The 17,140-nt window shown below is 70.5% G+C and carries 14 protein-coding genes; 11 read left to right on the top strand and 3 right to left on the bottom strand.

The genetic code is table 11. The annotated features are described in order from the left end of the window. Window positions 1–175: 175 nt before the first annotated feature. Genes AC0685_RS31320 through AC0685_RS31310 form a run of 3 tightly spaced genes read right to left on the bottom strand, consistent with a single transcriptional unit; the run spans window position 176 to window position 5,077 of the window. Window positions 176–2,704: a transglutaminase TgpA family protein gene (locus AC0685_RS31320; RefSeq protein WP_478228778.1), complete on the bottom strand. Its 2,529-nt coding sequence runs from the start codon at window positions 2,702–2,704 to the stop codon at window positions 176–178. Then, window positions 2,701–3,975: a DUF58 domain-containing protein gene (locus AC0685_RS31315; RefSeq protein ID WP_478228777.1), complete on the bottom strand. Its 1,275-nt coding sequence runs from the start codon at window positions 3,973–3,975 to the stop codon at window positions 2,701–2,703. Before AC0685_RS31315 ends, AC0685_RS31320 begins: the two co-directional genes overlap by 4 nt. 16 nt (window positions 3,976–3,991) lie before the next feature. Next, on the bottom strand, window positions 3,992–5,077 hold the full coding sequence (locus AC0685_RS31310) for an AAA family ATPase (protein WP_478228776.1): 1,086 nt from the start codon (window positions 5,075–5,077) through the stop codon (window positions 3,992–3,994). A 271-nt stretch (window positions 5,078–5,348) separates the two neighbouring features. Between AC0685_RS31310 and AC0685_RS31305 the strand changes: the two genes are divergently transcribed. The 11 genes from AC0685_RS31305 to mraY all read left to right on the top strand — a co-directional run bounded on the left by AC0685_RS31305 (window position 5,349) and on the right by mraY (window position 17,137). After that, complete coding sequence (locus tag AC0685_RS31305; protein ID WP_219153439.1) at window positions 5,349–5,702, top strand: hypothetical protein; 354 nt, start codon at window positions 5,349–5,351, stop codon at window positions 5,700–5,702. A 4-nt stretch (window positions 5,703–5,706) separates the two neighbouring features. Then, the gene (locus tag AC0685_RS31300) at window positions 5,707–6,240 is read left to right on the top strand and encodes a DUF3558 family protein (protein WP_478228775.1); all 534 of its coding nucleotides are present in this window, start codon (window positions 5,707–5,709) and stop codon (window positions 6,238–6,240) included. A gap of 10 nt (window positions 6,241–6,250) precedes the next feature. Next, a complete protein-coding gene (locus AC0685_RS31295) occupies window positions 6,251–6,829 on the top strand; it encodes a PPE domain-containing protein (protein WP_478228774.1) in 579 nt (192 codons plus the stop codon). Beyond that, on the top strand, window positions 6,826–7,578 hold the full coding sequence (locus AC0685_RS31290; RefSeq protein ID WP_478228773.1) for an ESX secretion-associated protein EspG: 753 nt from the start codon (window positions 6,826–6,828) through the stop codon (window positions 7,576–7,578). Before AC0685_RS31295 ends, AC0685_RS31290 begins: the two co-directional genes overlap by 4 nt. A gap of 711 nt (window positions 7,579–8,289) precedes the next feature. After that, window positions 8,290–8,721, top strand: a complete 432-nt coding sequence (mraZ, locus tag AC0685_RS31285) for a division/cell wall cluster transcriptional repressor MraZ (protein WP_005156436.1) — start codon at window positions 8,290–8,292, stop codon at window positions 8,719–8,721. A gap of 203 nt (window positions 8,722–8,924) precedes the next feature. Continuing rightward, window positions 8,925–9,884, top strand: a complete 960-nt coding sequence (gene rsmH / locus AC0685_RS31280; RefSeq protein ID WP_478228772.1) for a 16S rRNA (cytosine(1402)-N(4))-methyltransferase RsmH — start codon at window positions 8,925–8,927, stop codon at window positions 9,882–9,884. Continuing rightward, window positions 9,881–10,588, top strand: coding sequence for a cell division protein FtsL (gene ftsL, locus AC0685_RS31275; protein ID WP_478228771.1), 708 nt, complete (start codon window positions 9,881–9,883; stop codon window positions 10,586–10,588). The genes rsmH and ftsL overlap by 4 nt, the downstream gene beginning before the upstream one ends. Beyond that, the gene (locus tag AC0685_RS31270; RefSeq protein ID WP_478228770.1) at window positions 10,588–12,516 is read left to right on the top strand and encodes a peptidoglycan D,D-transpeptidase FtsI family protein; all 1,929 of its coding nucleotides are present in this window, start codon (window positions 10,588–10,590) and stop codon (window positions 12,514–12,516) included. Before ftsL ends, AC0685_RS31270 begins: the two co-directional genes overlap by 1 nt. Before the next feature lie 525 nt (window positions 12,517–13,041). Beyond that, a complete protein-coding gene (locus AC0685_RS31265; protein WP_478228781.1) occupies window positions 13,042–14,547 on the top strand; it encodes a UDP-N-acetylmuramoyl-L-alanyl-D-glutamate--2,6-diaminopimelate ligase in 1,506 nt (501 codons plus the stop codon). Beyond that, window positions 14,544–16,055, top strand: a complete 1,512-nt coding sequence (locus tag AC0685_RS31260; protein WP_478228769.1) for a UDP-N-acetylmuramoyl-tripeptide--D-alanyl-D-alanine ligase — start codon at window positions 14,544–14,546, stop codon at window positions 16,053–16,055. Before AC0685_RS31265 ends, AC0685_RS31260 begins: the two co-directional genes overlap by 4 nt. Continuing rightward, the gene (gene mraY / locus AC0685_RS31255; protein WP_016332673.1) at window positions 16,052–17,137 is read left to right on the top strand and encodes a phospho-N-acetylmuramoyl-pentapeptide-transferase; all 1,086 of its coding nucleotides are present in this window, start codon (window positions 16,052–16,054) and stop codon (window positions 17,135–17,137) included. Before AC0685_RS31260 ends, mraY begins: the two co-directional genes overlap by 4 nt. Window positions 17,138–17,140 lie beyond the last annotated feature (3 nt).

Genomic DNA, 17,140 nt, shown 5'->3' with positions numbered 1-17,140 from the left:
GAGTTTTTTTTTTGTTTGGTCTGGGGGAAAAGGGGGGTGGGGCGGGTTCCCTTTAGGGAGGTGGGGGGGGGGGGGGGGGGGGGGGGGTGGGGGGGGGTGTTTGGGGGGAAACCCAAAACCCCCCCCCACGACCACCTGGACCGAGCGCTGACCAGGGAGCCTTCGCGTACTGGAGCTACTTGCCGCGCCTCAGCGAGCGCGGGAACAGGCGGCCCTTCCACGACATCGGCGCGTTCCGCTTCAGGCTCTTGCGAACCTCGTCGAAGGCCGGGCCCAGCGTCGGGTCGTCCGCGGGCTGGTCCGAGTACCAGGACCGCTCCACGACACCGATGACCGTCCGCAGGCCGGTGCGGCCCTCCTCGTCCAGCCGGTGCTTCTCGACGACCTTCCGGCCCGCCACGCGCACCGTGTCGCCGTCGGAGAGCGGCAGGCCCCGGTCCGCGCATTCGTCCATCAGTTCGCGCCACGCCGCGTCGGCCGCGGCGGGGGAGCGGGACGCGATCTTCTGCAGCCGCAGCCGTCGCTTGATCTCCCGGATGGCCGTCGGCGTGCCGAGCCCTCCGAGGACGATCACCAGCGCCAGCGCGAACCACCACGAAACCCACGCCGCCAGGAACGCGAACGCCGCCACCCACAGCCCGATCACGATCAGCGGCAGCCAGTTCGTCACGTTCTGGTCGTCCAGGAACCCGCCGTCCTCCCGGACCGGGGCAGGCGCGTCCGGGGCGGGGGACCGGGCAGGCGACGAGCGCAGCAGCGCCCGATACCTCAACTGCGACCGCACGATCATCACCACGGTCAGCGCGGCCGCCAGCCCACCGAGGATCCCGGCGAGGATCGCGGGCCACAGCGGCTCTTCCTCCTGCTGGCCCGTGCCGCCGTCCGCGCCGAGATCGGCGCCGGGGTCGCGGGGCGTGCCGGTGGCGGGGGCGCTCGACGCGGGTGCGCTCGGCACTTCCTGGGTGTCGTTGGCCGTGGAGCTGCCGGTGTCGTTCTGCAGGTACGGCGGGACGACCGCGCGGCCGTCGAGCAGCGGGGTCGGGTCGAAGCTGACCCAGCCCTTCGTCTGGAAGTAGACCTCGACCCACGCGTGCGCGTCCTCGGAGGTGATCGAGACGTAGTCGCCCTTCGGGGTCCCGGAGGAGAAGCCGATGGCGACCCGCGACGGGATGCCGACCGACCGCAGCATCACGGCCATCGCCGACGCGTACTGCTCGCAGAACCCGCGTTTGCCGTTGAGGATGAAGTCGGCGAGCGCGTCGGAGTCGGTGGCGTCCGCGGTCTTGGTGTCGTAGACGAATCCGTTCTGCGCGGTGAAGAACGACCAGAGTGCCTGCGCCTTGTCGAAGTTGTTGGACTCGTTTTCCGTCAGCTGCTTGGCCTTCGCGACCACGCGGGGGTCGACGCGGTCGATCCGGGTGAACTGCTGCGGCACCTCGGCCAGGCGGGCGTCGTCGCGCCGGAGTTCGTCCTTCGTCGGGTTCTCGATGGACGCGGTCTCGGTGTAGGCGGGCGCGTTCTGCTTGGTCGTGGTGAACACGGCGCCGCCGACCGGGTCGTACAGCCAGTTGTCGGCCAGCCCGTTGAGCGCCCGCGGCGCGCCGTAGATCGGCAGCCAGTTGTCGACCCAGTTCGTCGGTTCGATCCGGATCTCCCGCGCGGGACCGGAGCCGTCGTCGCCCGGAGCGGGCGGAAGGCCCTTGTTGGCCTGCACACCCTGCTGGGCGCGGCCGTTCTGCGCGAGCCCCCAGCCCTTGTTCGGCGTATACGTGTCGAGGGTGAACGCGCGCAGCAGCCGTTTGTCCGCGCCCATTCCGTAGACCTTGAACAACTCCACGTTCTCGCCCTGGTCGAGCAGGCCGCGCAGTTGCGTGAACGGCTCGACGCCGAATCCGCCGGCGCCACCGCGGCCCGAGCCGGTCCCGCCCGGAAGGCTGCCGACCGTGCCGACCCCGGTGACGGCCGTGCCGATCACCAGGCCCATCGCGATCGCGGCGGCCACCACGCCGACGGGGGCCGACAACGTGCTCGCCGAGTTGCCCAGTCCTGGCGCGTCCCGGTTGCGCCAGCGGCGATGCCGGTGGTTGCCGTCGACGGCGAGGAGGGCGGCGAACGCGGCCGCGCCCAGCAGGAACGTCCACCACGGCAGCATGTCCTCGGCCAGCGCGGCCGGGACGGCGTACACGCACAGCAGTACCAGGCCGGTCGCGGCGGGCGCGGCGGCGGCCACGGCCAGCGTGTCGACCAGGACCGCGACCAGGCCGATCGCGATGGTGATCAGGCAGAGGATCGGCGGGGTGCCCTCGATCGGCGGGAGGCCGACGCGGATCTGCTCGGCCGCCGCGGCGAGGACGCCGCGCAGTTCCCCGAACGCGTCCGGGCCGGGGAAGATCTTCAGGATCCCGCTGGTGGTGAACGCACCGGTGATCAGCAGCAACAGCACCAGCAGCTGTGCCAAGCCGACGACGATGGTCGGTGCGCGCAGCGAGCGCAGGGCGAGTCCGGTCGAGGCGATCAGGACGACGGCGACCAGCAGGTAGCCGAACCACGCCCAGCCGGAGACGACGCCGGTGAGCGAGGTCGAGGCGAACAGCGTGGCGAGCCCGGCGGCGACCGGAGCGAGCACACTGCTCGTCCAGACCGGGGGCGGGGCGGACGGCCGCGGTTGGGGGGTATGCGGCCGGGGTGGCGCGGTCGCGGTCACAGGCCGCCTCCGATCAGCGTGCCCCGGCGGGTGGCCGTCTGGCAGAGCTCGGCCCAGACCTGCGGCATGGGCGATCCGGGACCGGCGACGACGACGCCCCAGCCCGCGGCTCGCAGCAGCGCCACCGATTCCTCGGTGGCGGCGGCACGGTTTTCGGGCCGGTTGACGCCGGAGGACCAGCCGGGGGTGTCGAGCAGCACGGCGAGGCTCCGGATCCCGCGCGGGCGGTACCGGGACAGCTCGTGCACGGATTCGTTGCTGACGGTGCCGAGCACCGCGATGAGTTCCTGTCCGTCGGCCGGGTCGTGGCCGAGGGTGATGTCGCGCTGGTGCGCGGGCTGGAGCGCGGCGAGGACGTCGAGCACGACGTTGTCGTAGTGCTCGCCACCCTCACCTGGGGTGTCGGCCAGGGTCTGGCCGTGTTCGGTGATCAGCCGGACCCGGTGACCGGAGCGGCGCAGGTGCAGTGACACGGAAGCGGCGAACGAGACGGCCCATTCGAGGCTCGCCGCGGGGCCGTTGCCGTGGTGCGCCGCCGCACGGTGGTCCAGCAGCACCGTGGTGCCGCCGCGCCACGGCCGTTCCTCGACGCGGACCATGATCTCGTCGCGGCGGGCGGTCGAGCGCCAGTGGACCTTCCGCAGGTCGTCGCCCTGCCGGTACTGCCGGACGATCACGTCCGATTCGCCCTGTCCGGCGTGCAGGCGGATGCTGCCGTCGTCGCCCGCGCCGATCCCGGCGCCGCTGGGCAGGCCCCACAGGCCGACCACCTTCGGCACGACGACCAGCCGGGAATGCCCGATCAGCTCACGTTCGAATTCGCACAGCCCGAACGGGTCGGTGATCGTCGCCCGCAGCGGGCCGACCTGCTGGACGCCGCGCAGCACCGGTTGCAACGGGTAGCGCAGCGCGACCCGGCGGTCGTGGGGAAGGCGTTCGACGACGAACCGCGGCCGCGAACCCAGCGCGTAGGGCACGCCGTCTTCGAGCAGCACCTCGCCCGCCGGGAGCCTGCCGTCCCGCCACAGTTCGAGCTGGACCTCGCCCGGCGAACCGACCGCGACCCGCTCCGGGCGCAGCGAGCGGGCCGCGCCCAGCCGCAGCCGGGTCGCCGAGATGAAGAAGGCGACCAGCAGCGGCAGGGCGATGACGAACACCGCGACCCGCAGCAGATCCCGTTCGTTGAGCACGAACGAGCAAGCCGCCGCGGCCACGCCGGCGGCGAGGAGGCAGCGGCCGCGTGTGGTCAGGCCGGACAGCGCACGCAGCATGGCGCTTTTTCCTTACTCAGCGGTGGTTCGAGCCCTGCGGAACGGGAACGCGGTGCAAGATCGCGCGGACCACGTCGGTGGCCGAACGGCGGGCGGCGTGCGCCTCGGTGGTGAGCACCATGCGGTGCGCCAGCACCGGGACCGCGACCGTGTGCAGGTCGTCCGGGACGACGAACTCGCGGCCCGAGAGCGCGGCCTGCGCGCGGGCCGCGCGGACCAGCTGCAGGGTCGCCCGCGGCGAGGCGCCGAGACGGATCTCCGGCACCTGACGGGTCGCGGACACCAGATCGACGGCGTAGCGGCGGATCTCCGGCGACATGTGCACCGACCGCACCGTCTCGATCAGCCGCTGCACCGACTCGCGGTCGGAGACGGGCTCGAGCTCGGCCAGCGGGTTGTGCCCGGCGTGCTCGTCGACCATGGCCAGTTCGGCCTGCTGGTCGGGGTAGCCGATGGACACCCGCGCGGTGAACCGGTCCCGCTGGGCCTCGGGCAGCGCGTAGGTGCCCTCCATCTCGATGGGGTTCTGGGTGGCGATCACCATGAACGGCTCTTCGAGGTGGTAGGTCGAGGTGTCGACGGTGACCTGGTGCTCTTCCATGCATTCGAGCAGGGCCGACTGCGTCTTCGGCGAGGCGCGGTTGATCTCGTCGCCGACCACGATGTTCGCGAACACCGGGCCGGGGCGGAACTCGAACCCGCCGCTCTGCCGGTTGTAGATGGACACCCCGGTGACGTCGCTGGGCAACAGGTCGGGGGTGAACTGGATCCGGCTGACGGTGCAGTCGATCGAGCGGGCCAGCGCCTTCGCCAGCGAGGTCTTGCCGACCCCGGGGACGTCTTCGACGAGGAGGTGGCCTTCGGCGAGCAGGGTCACGAGCGCGATGCGGATGACGTCGGGTTTGCCGACCAGTACCCGCTCCACGTTGGCGGCGATCCGCCGCGCGGCCTCGTGCAGTTCGTCCAGCGACGCTCTGTTCTTGGCGTCACGGCCGTTCTGCCGACCGCTGACCGAGCCGGCGCCCGTGGGGTACGGCGCTTGCCCGGTTGCCTGCTCGCCCTGGTGTTCGCCGGGCGTCGCAGACTGGATTCTCGACGTCACTCGACCTCCTGATGCCGCGTGGCTGGATTTCCGCTGGGTCCTCTGCCGGACCGTTCAGTCCCCCGGGCAGCGGTCAGCCTCCCACGAAGTGTGTCAAACTCGGGCGAACTCGTGGGGGGAACCCCGCCAACCCCAGTCGATGACTCTGTGCAACCGGAGACCTTACCTCGATCGGGTTAGTCGAGCGCGTTTTCGGGTGCTCCCGCTGACGGCGGGTTTTGTCGTATGCTCCGGTACGAGGTCGCTCGACTACGGAGAGGCGTAATCGCATATGAGCGAGGTGAGTACCGCCAAACCACGGTTCGATCTGAGCGGATTCGCGGTCGCGCCGGAGCTGGCGGCGGACGCCCACGTGAAGATCTCCGCCCTGCAGGACGTGGTCGGCCAGATGGTCCGCGAGGCCAAGGTGCTTGGCCGCACGGTTCCCCTCGGCGGGGGATACGCGGACGAGGTCGGCAGGTTCATGGCGCAGTACGGGATCGGCGCCGAAGGCTCCGCGGTCGAGGCGCTCACGGCGTTCGGCAAGGAACTCGAGGCGCTCAAGAACCGGATCGAGAAGGCGCTGGCCCGGTACACCCGGCAGGATGAACAAGCGGCGGCGGACGTGGACTGTGTCGGCGGCTGAACCCATGAAGTCCCGCCTTCCCGCGCTCGGCGTCCTCGTCGTCCTCACAGTGTCCGCCTGCGGGCAAGGGGCCGCGGGCCAGGCACCGGTTCCGAGCATGGAGACGATACGCACCGGCGCTTCCGTCGCAGGCACGGTCCCGCCGGCGGTCCTGGATCCGTGCGCGCTGCTCGGCCCGCAGGACCGGTCGGACGCCGGGATCACCGTGCTCGGCGTCGCGAAGGAGATCAACGGCGCCCGCGCCTGCGACTGGACGGTGCCCGCCACCTTCGGCGCCACCATCACCGTGGACGAGCGCAACGGCCTGAAGGATCTCGAGGTCGCGCGCAAGACCGCCACCAAGACCAAGGTCGGCGGCCGGGACGCGCTCAAGGTCGCCGACAAGAAGGCCGCCGACGGGACCTGCGCGGTCCTGCTCGGCATGGGGGAGAAGGCGAGCGTCCAGATCGACGTGAGCAACACGAACTTCACCGACACCGCGCTCGCCTGCGAGCGCGCGATGACGGTGGCGGGATTGGCCGAACCCAAACTGCCTTAGGAGAACTGCCGTGCCTGAAGGAGAGACGCCGGGCCGCGAGGTTCCGGTCGCGGCCACGCGGTACGCGGCCTACAGCCATGAAGCGCTGGCCGCCGAAGTCGAAGCGGGCAACGACCCCGAGGCGGCGGGCGGGATCGGCGCCGCCTGGGACGCGCTCGCGCGGCGCATGCACGACGCGACGTCCGAGCTGGCCGGGCTGGTCGGCAGCAGTGAAGAGAACTGGCGCGGCGAAGCGGGCGACGCGCTCCGTGGTGTGCTGGCCACCGCGTCCGGCTGGTTGACCTGGTCCGCGGACATCTCGTCCGCGCTCGGGAAGGCCGTTTCCGGGCAGGCCGAAGCGGCGGCGCGGGCCCGTGCCGACATGCCGCCGCCGGTGGACTACGACCCCGGCGCGATGATCCGCGGCGCCGCGGCCGGCGGGAACCTCGCGCTCCTCGCCGCGCTCGCCGACGAGATGGAGGCCAAGCACGCGGAGGCCGAGGAGGCCCGGCGCAAGGCCGTCGACGTCATGAACACCCGCGATGCCTCCCTGCGTTCGCTGACCCCGCAGGTCTCCTTCGGGAAGCCGCCCGAGCTGGGGCGGTCTTGATCCGCGTTTCCGCGTCGGCGTTCGACGTCCTCTGGTCCGACCTGGGACACGCGGCCCCGCCTTGGCCGCTGTCCGTGCGCAGTGTCGGCGCCACGGAAGCGGAGCGCGCCGAGATCCGCGGCGCGGTCTACGAAAACCTCGCCGAACGAGGCCTGTACGACGGGGACCGGCTCGACGCCGCCCTGGAAGCGCGGCTGGACCTGCTCGCGCGCGCCGAGGTCTATGTCGAATGCGAGGCGCTCGCCGACATGACCGCCGAAACCCCGTTCCGCGCGGTCGCGGCCGCGCGCGGACGGCATGGCGTGCTGGCCACGCAGCCGGAACAGACCATCGCGCTGTCCGGGATCACCGACGGCGAGGTGTTCACCGCGGTCGTCGGCGTCCTGCCCGAACTGCGGCCCGGCCCCGGCTACGGGATCAGCCTCCCCGCGGCGCGTTTCGACGACGACCTGGAGGATCCGGTGTTCGGCGACGGCGGGCGATCGTCGGCTTCGGACAGTCAGCTGCGCGAGGTGCTCGCGATCCAGGCACGGCCCGTCTACAGCGCGGGCCAGTTCACCGTGCGGACCCGCGACCGCGACGGCCGGGCGCACCGGGCAGGCGGGCTGACCTGGTTCGACACCGATGTCGGCGCGTACTGCGCGGCGCGGACCGAGGGCCGTGGCGGGCAGGCGTGGGTGAACGTGTCCCCTGTGGATGGTCCCCGGCTGGCCGCGCGGCTGGCTTCGCTGCTGGACGACGACCGCTAGGTTGTGACGGGTCGAAAACCCGAGAAACTGGCGCGGCGTCAGCCGTCGTACGACGCCTGGGCTCCTGAACGAGCTTGGCCGCGGACCGGTCCGTGAAGGCCTCCTTGCCTACCTTGAGGGTAGGCAAGGAGGCCTTCGCTACCTCTGGGACCGCCACGCTCGCGTGACCGGCGGACGACACGCGTGTCGTCCGCCGGATCACATGTGTCGTCCGGTCGACCACGTGACGTCGCCGGTGCTGAGCCTCGTGAGTGGTGAGGACGGCCAGAACCCGAATCGCCTCTCAGGGCCAACACGCCTCGGGGCCCACGAGAGCCCAGACGGCTGTCCTTTGTCGACACGTCATGGGATGAACCGACGTCACTCTCCACAGTGTCCTCGGCCGTCCCCACCGTGCCCCACCGGATTCCCCACCTTCACCCCCACTTCGCCCCACAGCAGGGTTCCGGCTGCCGATATCCGGACGTGTCAGGCCTGGATGAGGTTGCTTCGATACCCGCCCAGGGGGATCTTGGCCACCGTCCCCCACCATGCCCCCACCTGGCCCCACCTGGCTGACCAGCGAAAACGTCTGACACGACGGAGTGGTCGCGGCTTTTGACGCGTTGACTGTGGTGAAAAGTGGGGTACGGTGGTGCGCAGTGGGGCAGAAGGGAGCCCCGTGGCCGAGCTCGGTTGTTCGCAGCCGGGATCGGTAGGGAGGTGGGGCCGGTGTTCCTCGGCACCCACACCCCGAAGCTGGATGACAAAGGGCGGCTCACGCTGCCCGCGAAGTTCCGCGACGCGCTCGCCGGTGGGCTGATGGTCACCAAGGGACAGGATCACTGTCTCTTCGTCTTCCCCCGGGCGGAGTTCGAGCAGATGGCGAGGAAGGTCGCCGACGCCCCGTTCACGAACGAGGCGGTCCGGGCCTACCAGCGTTATCTCTTCGCCGGGACGGACGAACAACGCCCGGACGGGCAAGGACGTATCGCGATCGCGTCCGAGCTCCGACGCTACGCCGGGCTGAACAAGGAGTGCGTGGTGATCGGGGCGATCACCAGGCTGGAGATCTGGGACGCCCAAGCGTGGCAGGGCTACCTGGACGAACACGAGGACAGCTACGCGAAGGCTCGAGAGGAAGTTCTGCCGGGCGTCTTCTAGACGTGGCCGAGGAAGCACCCACGCCGTCGGGGGGCGCGGGTTCATGCTTCGGACACGCCGGGAACCGTCCACACGGATGCCGTGAGGCCTCTGTCCGCTCAGTGGCCCTGGTACACCTTCCCCGGTACCAGGTCAGCAGGCGGGCGGACAGGGACCTGACGGCATCCGGCATCTTCCCCGGCACTACAGGAAAGGGGGAAGACATGGCAGACGAACACGAGCACGTACCGGTGCTGCTGGACCGCATCGTCGAGCTGTTCGCGCCGGTCTTCTCCGACCGCGAGGCCGTGCTGGTCGACGCGACCGTCGGACTCGGCGGTCATTCCGACGCGCTGCTCACCGCGTTCCCCCTGCTGCGCCTGGTCGCCCTCGACCGTGATCCCAACGCGCTGGAACTCTCCGCGAAACGGCTTGCGCGGCACGGTGATCGTGTCGACTTCGTGCACGCCGTCTACGACGAGATGCCGTCCGCGCTGCAGGACCTCGGACTGTCCAGAGTGGACGGGATCCTCTTCGACCTAGGGGTCTCCTCGATGCAGCTCGACCGTGCCGAGCGCGGTTTCGCCTACTCCAAGGATTCCCCGCTCGACATGCGGATGGACCCGACCACCGGGTTCACCGCGGCCGACGTGCTCAACACCTACGCCCCCGGCGAACTGATCCGGATCCTCCGCGACTACGGCGAGGAACGCTTCGCCCAGCGGATCGTCAAAGCCGTTGTGGCGGAACGAGAGAAGGAACCCTTCACGCGCAGCGGGCGGCTGGTGGAACTGCTGTACGACGCGGTCCCCGCGGCGAGCAGGCGCACTGGCGGGCATCCGGCGAAACGCACGTTCCAGGCGTTGCGGATCGAGGTCAACGGCGAACTGGAGGTGCTGCGGCGGGCGATGCCGCGGGCGCTGTCCTCGCTCGCCGTCGGCGGCCGCATCGTCGTGGAGTCCTATCAGTCCCTCGAAGACCGGCTGGTCAAGCAGGCCTTCGCGGAACTGGCGAAATCCCGGACGCCGGAAGGGCTTCCGGTGGAACTGCCGGGCCACGGCCCGGAACTGAAACTGCTCACCAGAGGGGCCGAGAAGGCCGGCGAGGCGGAGACCGAACTGAACACGCGGGCCGCCTCCGTGCGGCTGCGAGCCGCCGAACGGATCGGAGACCGAGCACGATGACCGCTCCCGCGAAGTCCCGCGGCCGCCGGACACCGGCGCCCGGACGGCGTGCCCGCGCGACCAGCACGGTCGACCAGGCGCCCGGCACCGAGTCCACGACGTCCACCCGTGCCTCCCGCGGCCGCACGTCGGCGGCCGAACGCGCCTACGCCCGCCGCGCCCAGCGCGCCGACCTGCTGCAGCGAGACCAGCAGCGCAACCGTCCCGACGCCGAAGGCGGTGCGGGCAAGGAAGAGCCGAAGAAGAAGTTCACGCTGCGCTGGCCGCGTTCGCGGGCGTCGTTCGTACTGATGATGATGGGCCTGCTGGCCGTCGGCGTGGCGTGCACGCTGTGGCTGACCACGCAGGCCATCGCCGATTCGTACCGGCTCGAACAGCTCCGCACGACCAACGCCGGGCTCGCCGAGGCGAAGGAGCGGCTGCAGCGCGAGGTCGCGAAGGCCGAGTCGCCTGCTTCGCTGGCGCCCAAGGCCAGGGAACTGGGCATGGTGCCCGGCGGCGACCCCGCGCATATCGTGGTCGGCCCGGATGGGCAGTCCACTGTGGTCGGTGAGCCGAAGAAGGCCGAAGCCGAAACGCCCGCCGCCTCGGCCGAGTCGACTGCGCCGCCGCCCGCCGAGGGAACGCAGCAGGGCACGCCGTACGAGGGCGACCAGCCCGCGGTGCCGCAGGAGAACGCGGCGCCGGCGCAGGGAGGTCAGTGATGTCGCCCGGCCGCCCGGCGCAGGCAAGGGCCCGGTCGGCGGGGAGCGCGCGGCGGACGTACGCCGCCGGGACCCGCCGTGCCACCGCCCGCCGGGGCAACGGGGGAAACCGGAGCCGGTTCACCGGCGTCCGGATCCTGCTGATCGTCGTGATGGTGCTCGCCGGTCTCAAACTGGTGCAGGTGCAGTGGTTCGAGGCCGGCGCGCTCTCCGAGGCGGCGGAACGGCAGCGGACGTCGGTGATCGAAAGTCCCGCCCAGCGTGGGTCCATCCTGGACCGAAACGGCACGAAGATCGCGTTCAGCGTCGAGGTGCGGACACTCGCCGTGAGCCTGAACTGGCTTCACAAGACGATGGACGACTTCGCCGCGAAGAACCCCACCAAGGGCAAGAACTTCGAGTCCGAGGTGGCGGGCGCGGCGAAGCTGATCGCGGCCAAGCTGCCCGGGGTGATCACCGAGAAGGAACTGCTGGACAAGTTCCACAAGCCGGACGGGTTCACGTACCTGGTCCACGACATCGAACCTTCGGTCGCCGAGGCGATCGTCAAGGAGTACCCGTGGATCAGCGTAGAGAAGCGCTCGAAACGGGAGTATCCCGGTGACTCGATCGGCGCGAACATCGTCGGCTACGCGAACTGGCGCACCGACGACAAGGACGTCTCCAAGCACAACCTGCACGGTGGTTACGGTCTCGAAGCCTCGCGGGACAACGACCTCGCCGGGACGCCGGGCCGCAAGATCGTCAACACTCGTAACGGCAACGACAACCTCGTCATCCCCGGCACCGAGCGGGACATCCAGAACGCCGTCCCCGGTTCGGACCTGCAGCTCACGATCGACACCGACCTGCAGTACGAACTGCAGCGGCAGCTGAGCGAGTACGTCGTCAAGTCGAAGGCCAAGGGCGGCCAGGCGGTCATCCTGGACTCCAAGACCGGCGAGGTCTACGCGCTGGCCAACGACAAGACCGTCAACCTCAACGACCCGGCTTCGCGCAGCGAGACGGAGAACCTGAACAACCGCGCGGTGACCACGCCGTTCGAACCCGGTTCGGTGAACAAGATCGTCACCGCCGCGGGTGCGATCGACGCGGGTATCACGACGCCGGAGGCGTCCCTGCCGGTGCCGGGTTCACTGCAGGTCGCGGACAAGATCGTCAAGGATGCCTGGCATCACGGCACGCAGCAGTTCACCACCACCGGCATCTTCGCGAAGTCGTCGAACGTCGGCACCCTGTTGCTGGCGCAGAAACTCGGCGAGGACCGGTACGCGGACTTGCTCAAGAAGTTCGGTCTCGGCCAGCGCACGGGGCTCGGCCTCCCCGGTGAGAGCCCGGGCGTCGTGCCGCCGCGCAACCAGTGGTCGGCCACGACCTTCGGAAACCTGCCGATCGGGCAGGGCCTTTCGATGACCGTCGTGCAGATGGCCGGGATGTACCAGGCCATCGCGAACGACGGGCTGCGCGTGGAACCCAGGGTGGTCAAGGCGAAGGTCAATCCGGACGGGACCGTCGTCCCCGAACCGGCGCCGAAGACCGTCCAGGTCATCAGCCCGCAGGCGGCGAAGACCGTCCGCGAGATGATGCGCGCCGTGACGCAGCGGGGCCGCGGGCAGCAGAGCGGCACCGGGCCGAAGGCGGCGCTGGAGGGGTACCAGATCTCGGGGAAGACGGGCACCGGCCAGCAGGTCGACCCGCGGACGAAGACGTACAGCGACCACCTGTACAACATCACCTTCGCCGGCATCCTGCCCGCCGACAACCCGCGCTTCGTGGTCGGCATCCGGCTCGACGCCCCGGACGCCACCCTGCAGCAAGGGCTCTCGGCCGCGCCGCTGTTCCACTCGGTGGCCGCGTATCTGGCGCAGCGGTTCCAGATCCCGCTTTCGGACGGCCCGTCACCCCAGGTGCCGCTGATCCTGTCCTGACGTAACACGCGTGCTTGAAGCCGGAACTCGCGTGCTTGAAGGCGGAACTCGCGTGCTTGAAGGCGGAACTCGCGTGCTTGAAGGCGGAACTCGCTCATCCGTCCCGAGACACGTGAGATCCGGCTCCAGACACGGGAGATCCGGCTTCAAGCACACAAGATCCGGTTCCGGGCACCGCGCCGGAAAGTGATCGTCGCTGTGCGTGAAGGGGTCTCCGCGCTGAGCACCGTGCGGAAACGCGGGTCCGCCGAGGTCCGCTGTCCTCAAGCGACAGTCGGAAGCCCTTGCGTGCCAAGGAGAGCTCACGAAACCCAATACCACGCGAGTGATCGTCGCGTGCACACACCGCACCGCTTCAGTCACCCGAATGCCGCGCCGGTAACCTCCTTGGCTGTGTCGGTGCCTACTTCAGATCCCCGCAGCGGTCCCGCCGTCGAAAGCGGGTCCGGCGCGACGGCTGCCCAGGTCCCGGACAGTCCGGTCAAGGCCGTCGCCGCACCCCCTCGCCCGGCCAGGATCGAGCCGATGCCGCTGGGCACGCTGCTCGCCAGGGCGGGCGCGCGGCTCGTGGTCGGCGGCGACGACTACCCGGCCGCGGCCGAGCTGACGGTCACGGGCAGCACGCTGCGCGCGCAGCACGTCCTCCCTGGTGACCTCTTCGCCGCGCTTCCCGGCGCCCGCGCCCACGGCGCGGACTTCAGCGACCAGGCCATCGCCGCCGGCGCGGCCGCCGTGCTCACCGACGAGGCCGGTGCCGAGCGCCCGGTGCTCCGCGACGCCGGCGTGCCGATCCTGGTGCACCCGGACCCGCGCGCCGCCCTCGGCGAGATCGCCGCCTGGATCTACGGCGAGCCGTCGCTGGAACTGTCCGTCCTCGGCATCACCGGGACGTCGGGCAAGACCACGACGTCGTATTTGGTCGACGCCGGGCTCAAGGCGGCCGGGCTCACCACCGGGCTGATCGGCACGGTCGAGACCCGGATCGCGGGGGAGCGGCTGGCCAGCGGGTTCACCACCCCCGAGGCGCCGGATCTGCAGGCCCTCCTCGCCGTGATGGTGGAACGCGGGGTCACGCACGTCCCCATGGAGGTCTCCAGTCACGCGCTGTCGCTCGGCCGGGTCAACGGCACGCGTTTCGCGGTCGGCGCCTTCACCAATCTCTCCCAGGACCACCTGGACTTCCACAAGGACATGGAGGAGTACTTCGCCGCCAAGTCGCTGCTGTTCGACGGCCGTTCCACCGCCGAGGTGGTCGTCGCCGACAGCGCCTGGGGCCAGGCACTCCTCACCCCGCACACGGTGACCGTGTCCACCGAGCCGGGGACGGACGCGCTGTGGCGCGCCACCGACCTGACCCCCACCCCGGCGGGGGAGCAGACCTTCACCCTCCACGGTCCCGAAGGCCTCACCGCCTCGGCGAAGATCCCGCTGCCGGGTGAGTTCAACGTGGCGAACGCCGTGCTCGCTGCCGCGATCCTGAACACCGCCGGTGTCCCGCTCGACGCCATCGTCGCCGGGCTCGCGTCGGTCGAGGTGCCGGGCCGGATGGAGCGGGTCTACCTCGGCCAGCCGTTCACCGCCGTCGTCGACTACGCGCACAAGCCCGCCGCGGTGGCGCAGGGGCTCGACGCGCTGCGTGCCCGCACCGAGGGCCGGATCATCACCGTCCTCGGCTGCGGCGGGGACCGCGACACCGCCAAGCGCCCGGTGATGGGCGAGGCGGCGGTCCGGCGCAGCGAGATCCTGATCGTGACCGACGACAACCCTCGTTCGGAGGACCCGGCCGCGATCCGGGCGGCGATGCTGGCCGGTGCCCGCAACGCCGGTCCGGCTTTGGGCGGCGAGATCCTCGAGATCGCCGACCGCCGGGAAGCCATCGTCCGCGCGGTCGAACTCGCCCAGCCCGGCGACATCGTGCTCATCGCGGGCAAGGGCCACGAGACCGGCCAGGAGGTCCAGGGTGTCGTGCACCCGTTCTCCGACCGGGAAGAGCTGGCCTCCGCCATCCGCAGACGTCTGGAGACAGAGTGATCGTGCTCAGCCTGGCCGAGATCGCCGCCATCGTCGGCGGCAGGCTGCATCGGACCGACGGGACCGCCGAGGTCACCGGAAGCGTCGAATTCGACACCCGTGAAGTCACTCCCGGGGGTCTGTTCATCGCGCTGCCAGGGGCGAAGGTCGACGGCCACGACTTCGCCGCGCGGGCCGTCGAGGCGGGCGCCGTCGCGGTGCTCGCGGCCCGCGAGGTCGACGCACCGGCCGTGATCGTGCCGCCGTTGGACGGCGGTGTGGCCCATGAGCGGGCCTTCGCGCTGGTCTCGGACAAGGACGGGGCGGGTGCCGCGGTGCTGGCCGCGCTCGCCAAGCTCGCCCGGCACGTGATCCGGAAACTCGCCGGCGACCACCTGACCGTCGTCGGGGTCACCGGTTCGGCGGGCAAGACCTCCACCAAGGACATCATCGCCCAGCTGCTGGAGCCGCTCGGCCCGACGGTGGCGCCGCCGGGATCGTTCAACAACGAACTGGGCCACCCCTGGACGGCACTGCGGGCCGACGACACGACGCGGCAGCTCGTGCTGGAGCTCTCCGCCCGCGGGCCCGGCCACATCGCCGAGCTGGCGGCCATCGCGCCGCCGCGGATCGGTGTCGTGCTCAACGTCGGCACCGCCCACGTCGGCGAGTTCGGCTCCCGCGAGGGCATCGCCAAGGGCAAGGGCGAACTCGTCGAAGCGCTGCCGAGCGCCGAGGACGGCGGTGTAGCGGTGCTGAACCTCGACGACCCGTACGTCGCGGCGATGGCGAGCCGGACGAAGGCGCGGGTGGTGTTCGTCGGCGAGAGCGAGTCCGCGCAGGTCCGCGCGGCCGACATCACTCTCGACGACGAAGCGCGCGCGTCGTTCCGGCTGGTCACCCCGAGCGGCGAAGCGCCGGTCAAGCTGCCGCTCTACGGCGAGCACCACGTCGCGAACGCGCTCAGCGCGGCCGCCGTGGCGCTGGAAATGGGCTCGACGGTCGAGGAGGTCGCCGCCCGTCTGTCGAACCTCGAACGGCGCTCCGAACGCCGCATGGAGGTCACCACCCGGGCCGACGGCGTCACGGTCCTCAACGACTCCTTCAACGCCAGCCCCGAGTCGATGCGGGCCGCACTCAAGGCGCTCGCGTCGATGAGCGCGAACCGGCGCTCCTGGGCCGTGCTCGGCGTGATGGGCGACCTCGGCGAGAACTCGGTCGAGGCGCACGACGGCATCGGCAGGCTCGTCGTCCGGCTCAACATCGACAAGCTCGTGGTCATCGGCGAGGCCGCCGCGGCCACCCATCAGGGCGCGCAGCACGAGGGTTCCTGGGGCGAGGAGTCGGTACTGGTACCCGACGTCGAGGCCGCCATCGCCCTGCTGCATGATCAGCTCCGCGCGGGGGACGTGGTGCTGGTGAAGGCTTCCAAAGCCGCCGCGCTGTGGCGGGTGGCCGACGCCGTGCTCGCCTCCCCTGTAGTAGCCCCTTCCCCCTCTCAAGAACGCTCGAACGGTGGTGACGCGTGATCAGCATCCTGATCGCGGCCGCGGCGGGCCTGCTGGTCTCCATCCTCCTCACTCCCTATCTGATCCGGGTGTTCTCCCGGCAGGGCTTCGGCCAGGAGATCCGGGAGGAAGGACCGCAGGGACACAAATCCAAACGCGGTACCCCGACGATGGGTGGTGTCGCGATCATCGTCGCGATGGTCGTCGGGTATTTCGTGGCGCATCTGATCAGCGCGCTCAGCGGCGGCAACGGCACCGGCGGCCCGTCCGCCTCGGGGCTGCTGGTCCTCCTGCTGGCCGTCGGCCTCGGGCTCGTCGGCTTCCTCGACGACTTCATCAAGATCCGCAAGCAGCGCAACCTCGGCCTGAACAAGACCGCGAAACTGGTCGGCCAGCTCGTGGTCACGATCGCCTTCGCGATCCTGGCGCTGCAGTTCGCCGACGAACGCGGGCTCACCCCGGCGTCGGAGAGCCTGTCCTACGTGCGGGACCTCGCGCTGATCACCTTCCCGTCGGTGTTCTTCGTGATCTTCTGCTACATCGTCATCTCGGGCTGGTCGAACGCGGTGAACTTCACCGACGGCCTCGACGGTCTCGCCGGCGGCACCGCGGCGATGGTGCTGGCGACCTACGTCGTCATCGCCTTCTGGCAGACTCGCCTCTCGTGCGCGGTCACCCCGCAGGCCGCCTGCTACGACGTCCGTGACCCGCTGGACCTGGCCGTGGTGGCCGCCGCGGCGACCGGTGCCTGCGTCGGCTTCCTGTGGTGGAACGCCGCCCCGGCGAAGATCTTCATGGGCGACACCGGTTCACTGGCCCTCGGTGGCCTCGTCGCCGGCCTGTCGATGACCACCCGCACCGAACTGCTCGCCATCGTCATCGGCGGTCTGTTCATGGTCGAGATGATCTCGGTGGTCGCGCAGATCGCCGTGTTCCGCACGACCCGGCGGCGGCTGTTCCGGATGGCGCCGTTCCATCACCACTTCGAGCTGGCGGGCTGGGCCGAAACCACCGTCATCATCCGGTTCTGGCTGCTGTCGGCCATCTGCTGCATGTTCGGTCTCGGCCTGTTCTACAGCGAGCAGCTCGGTCTCGGGGGTTAGCAA

The sequence above is a fragment of the Amycolatopsis sp. NPDC043889 genome (assembly GCF_056435645.1).
The sequence above is the reverse complement of the archived record's forward strand: the minus strand, read 5'-3'. Positions and strand labels throughout refer to the sequence as shown.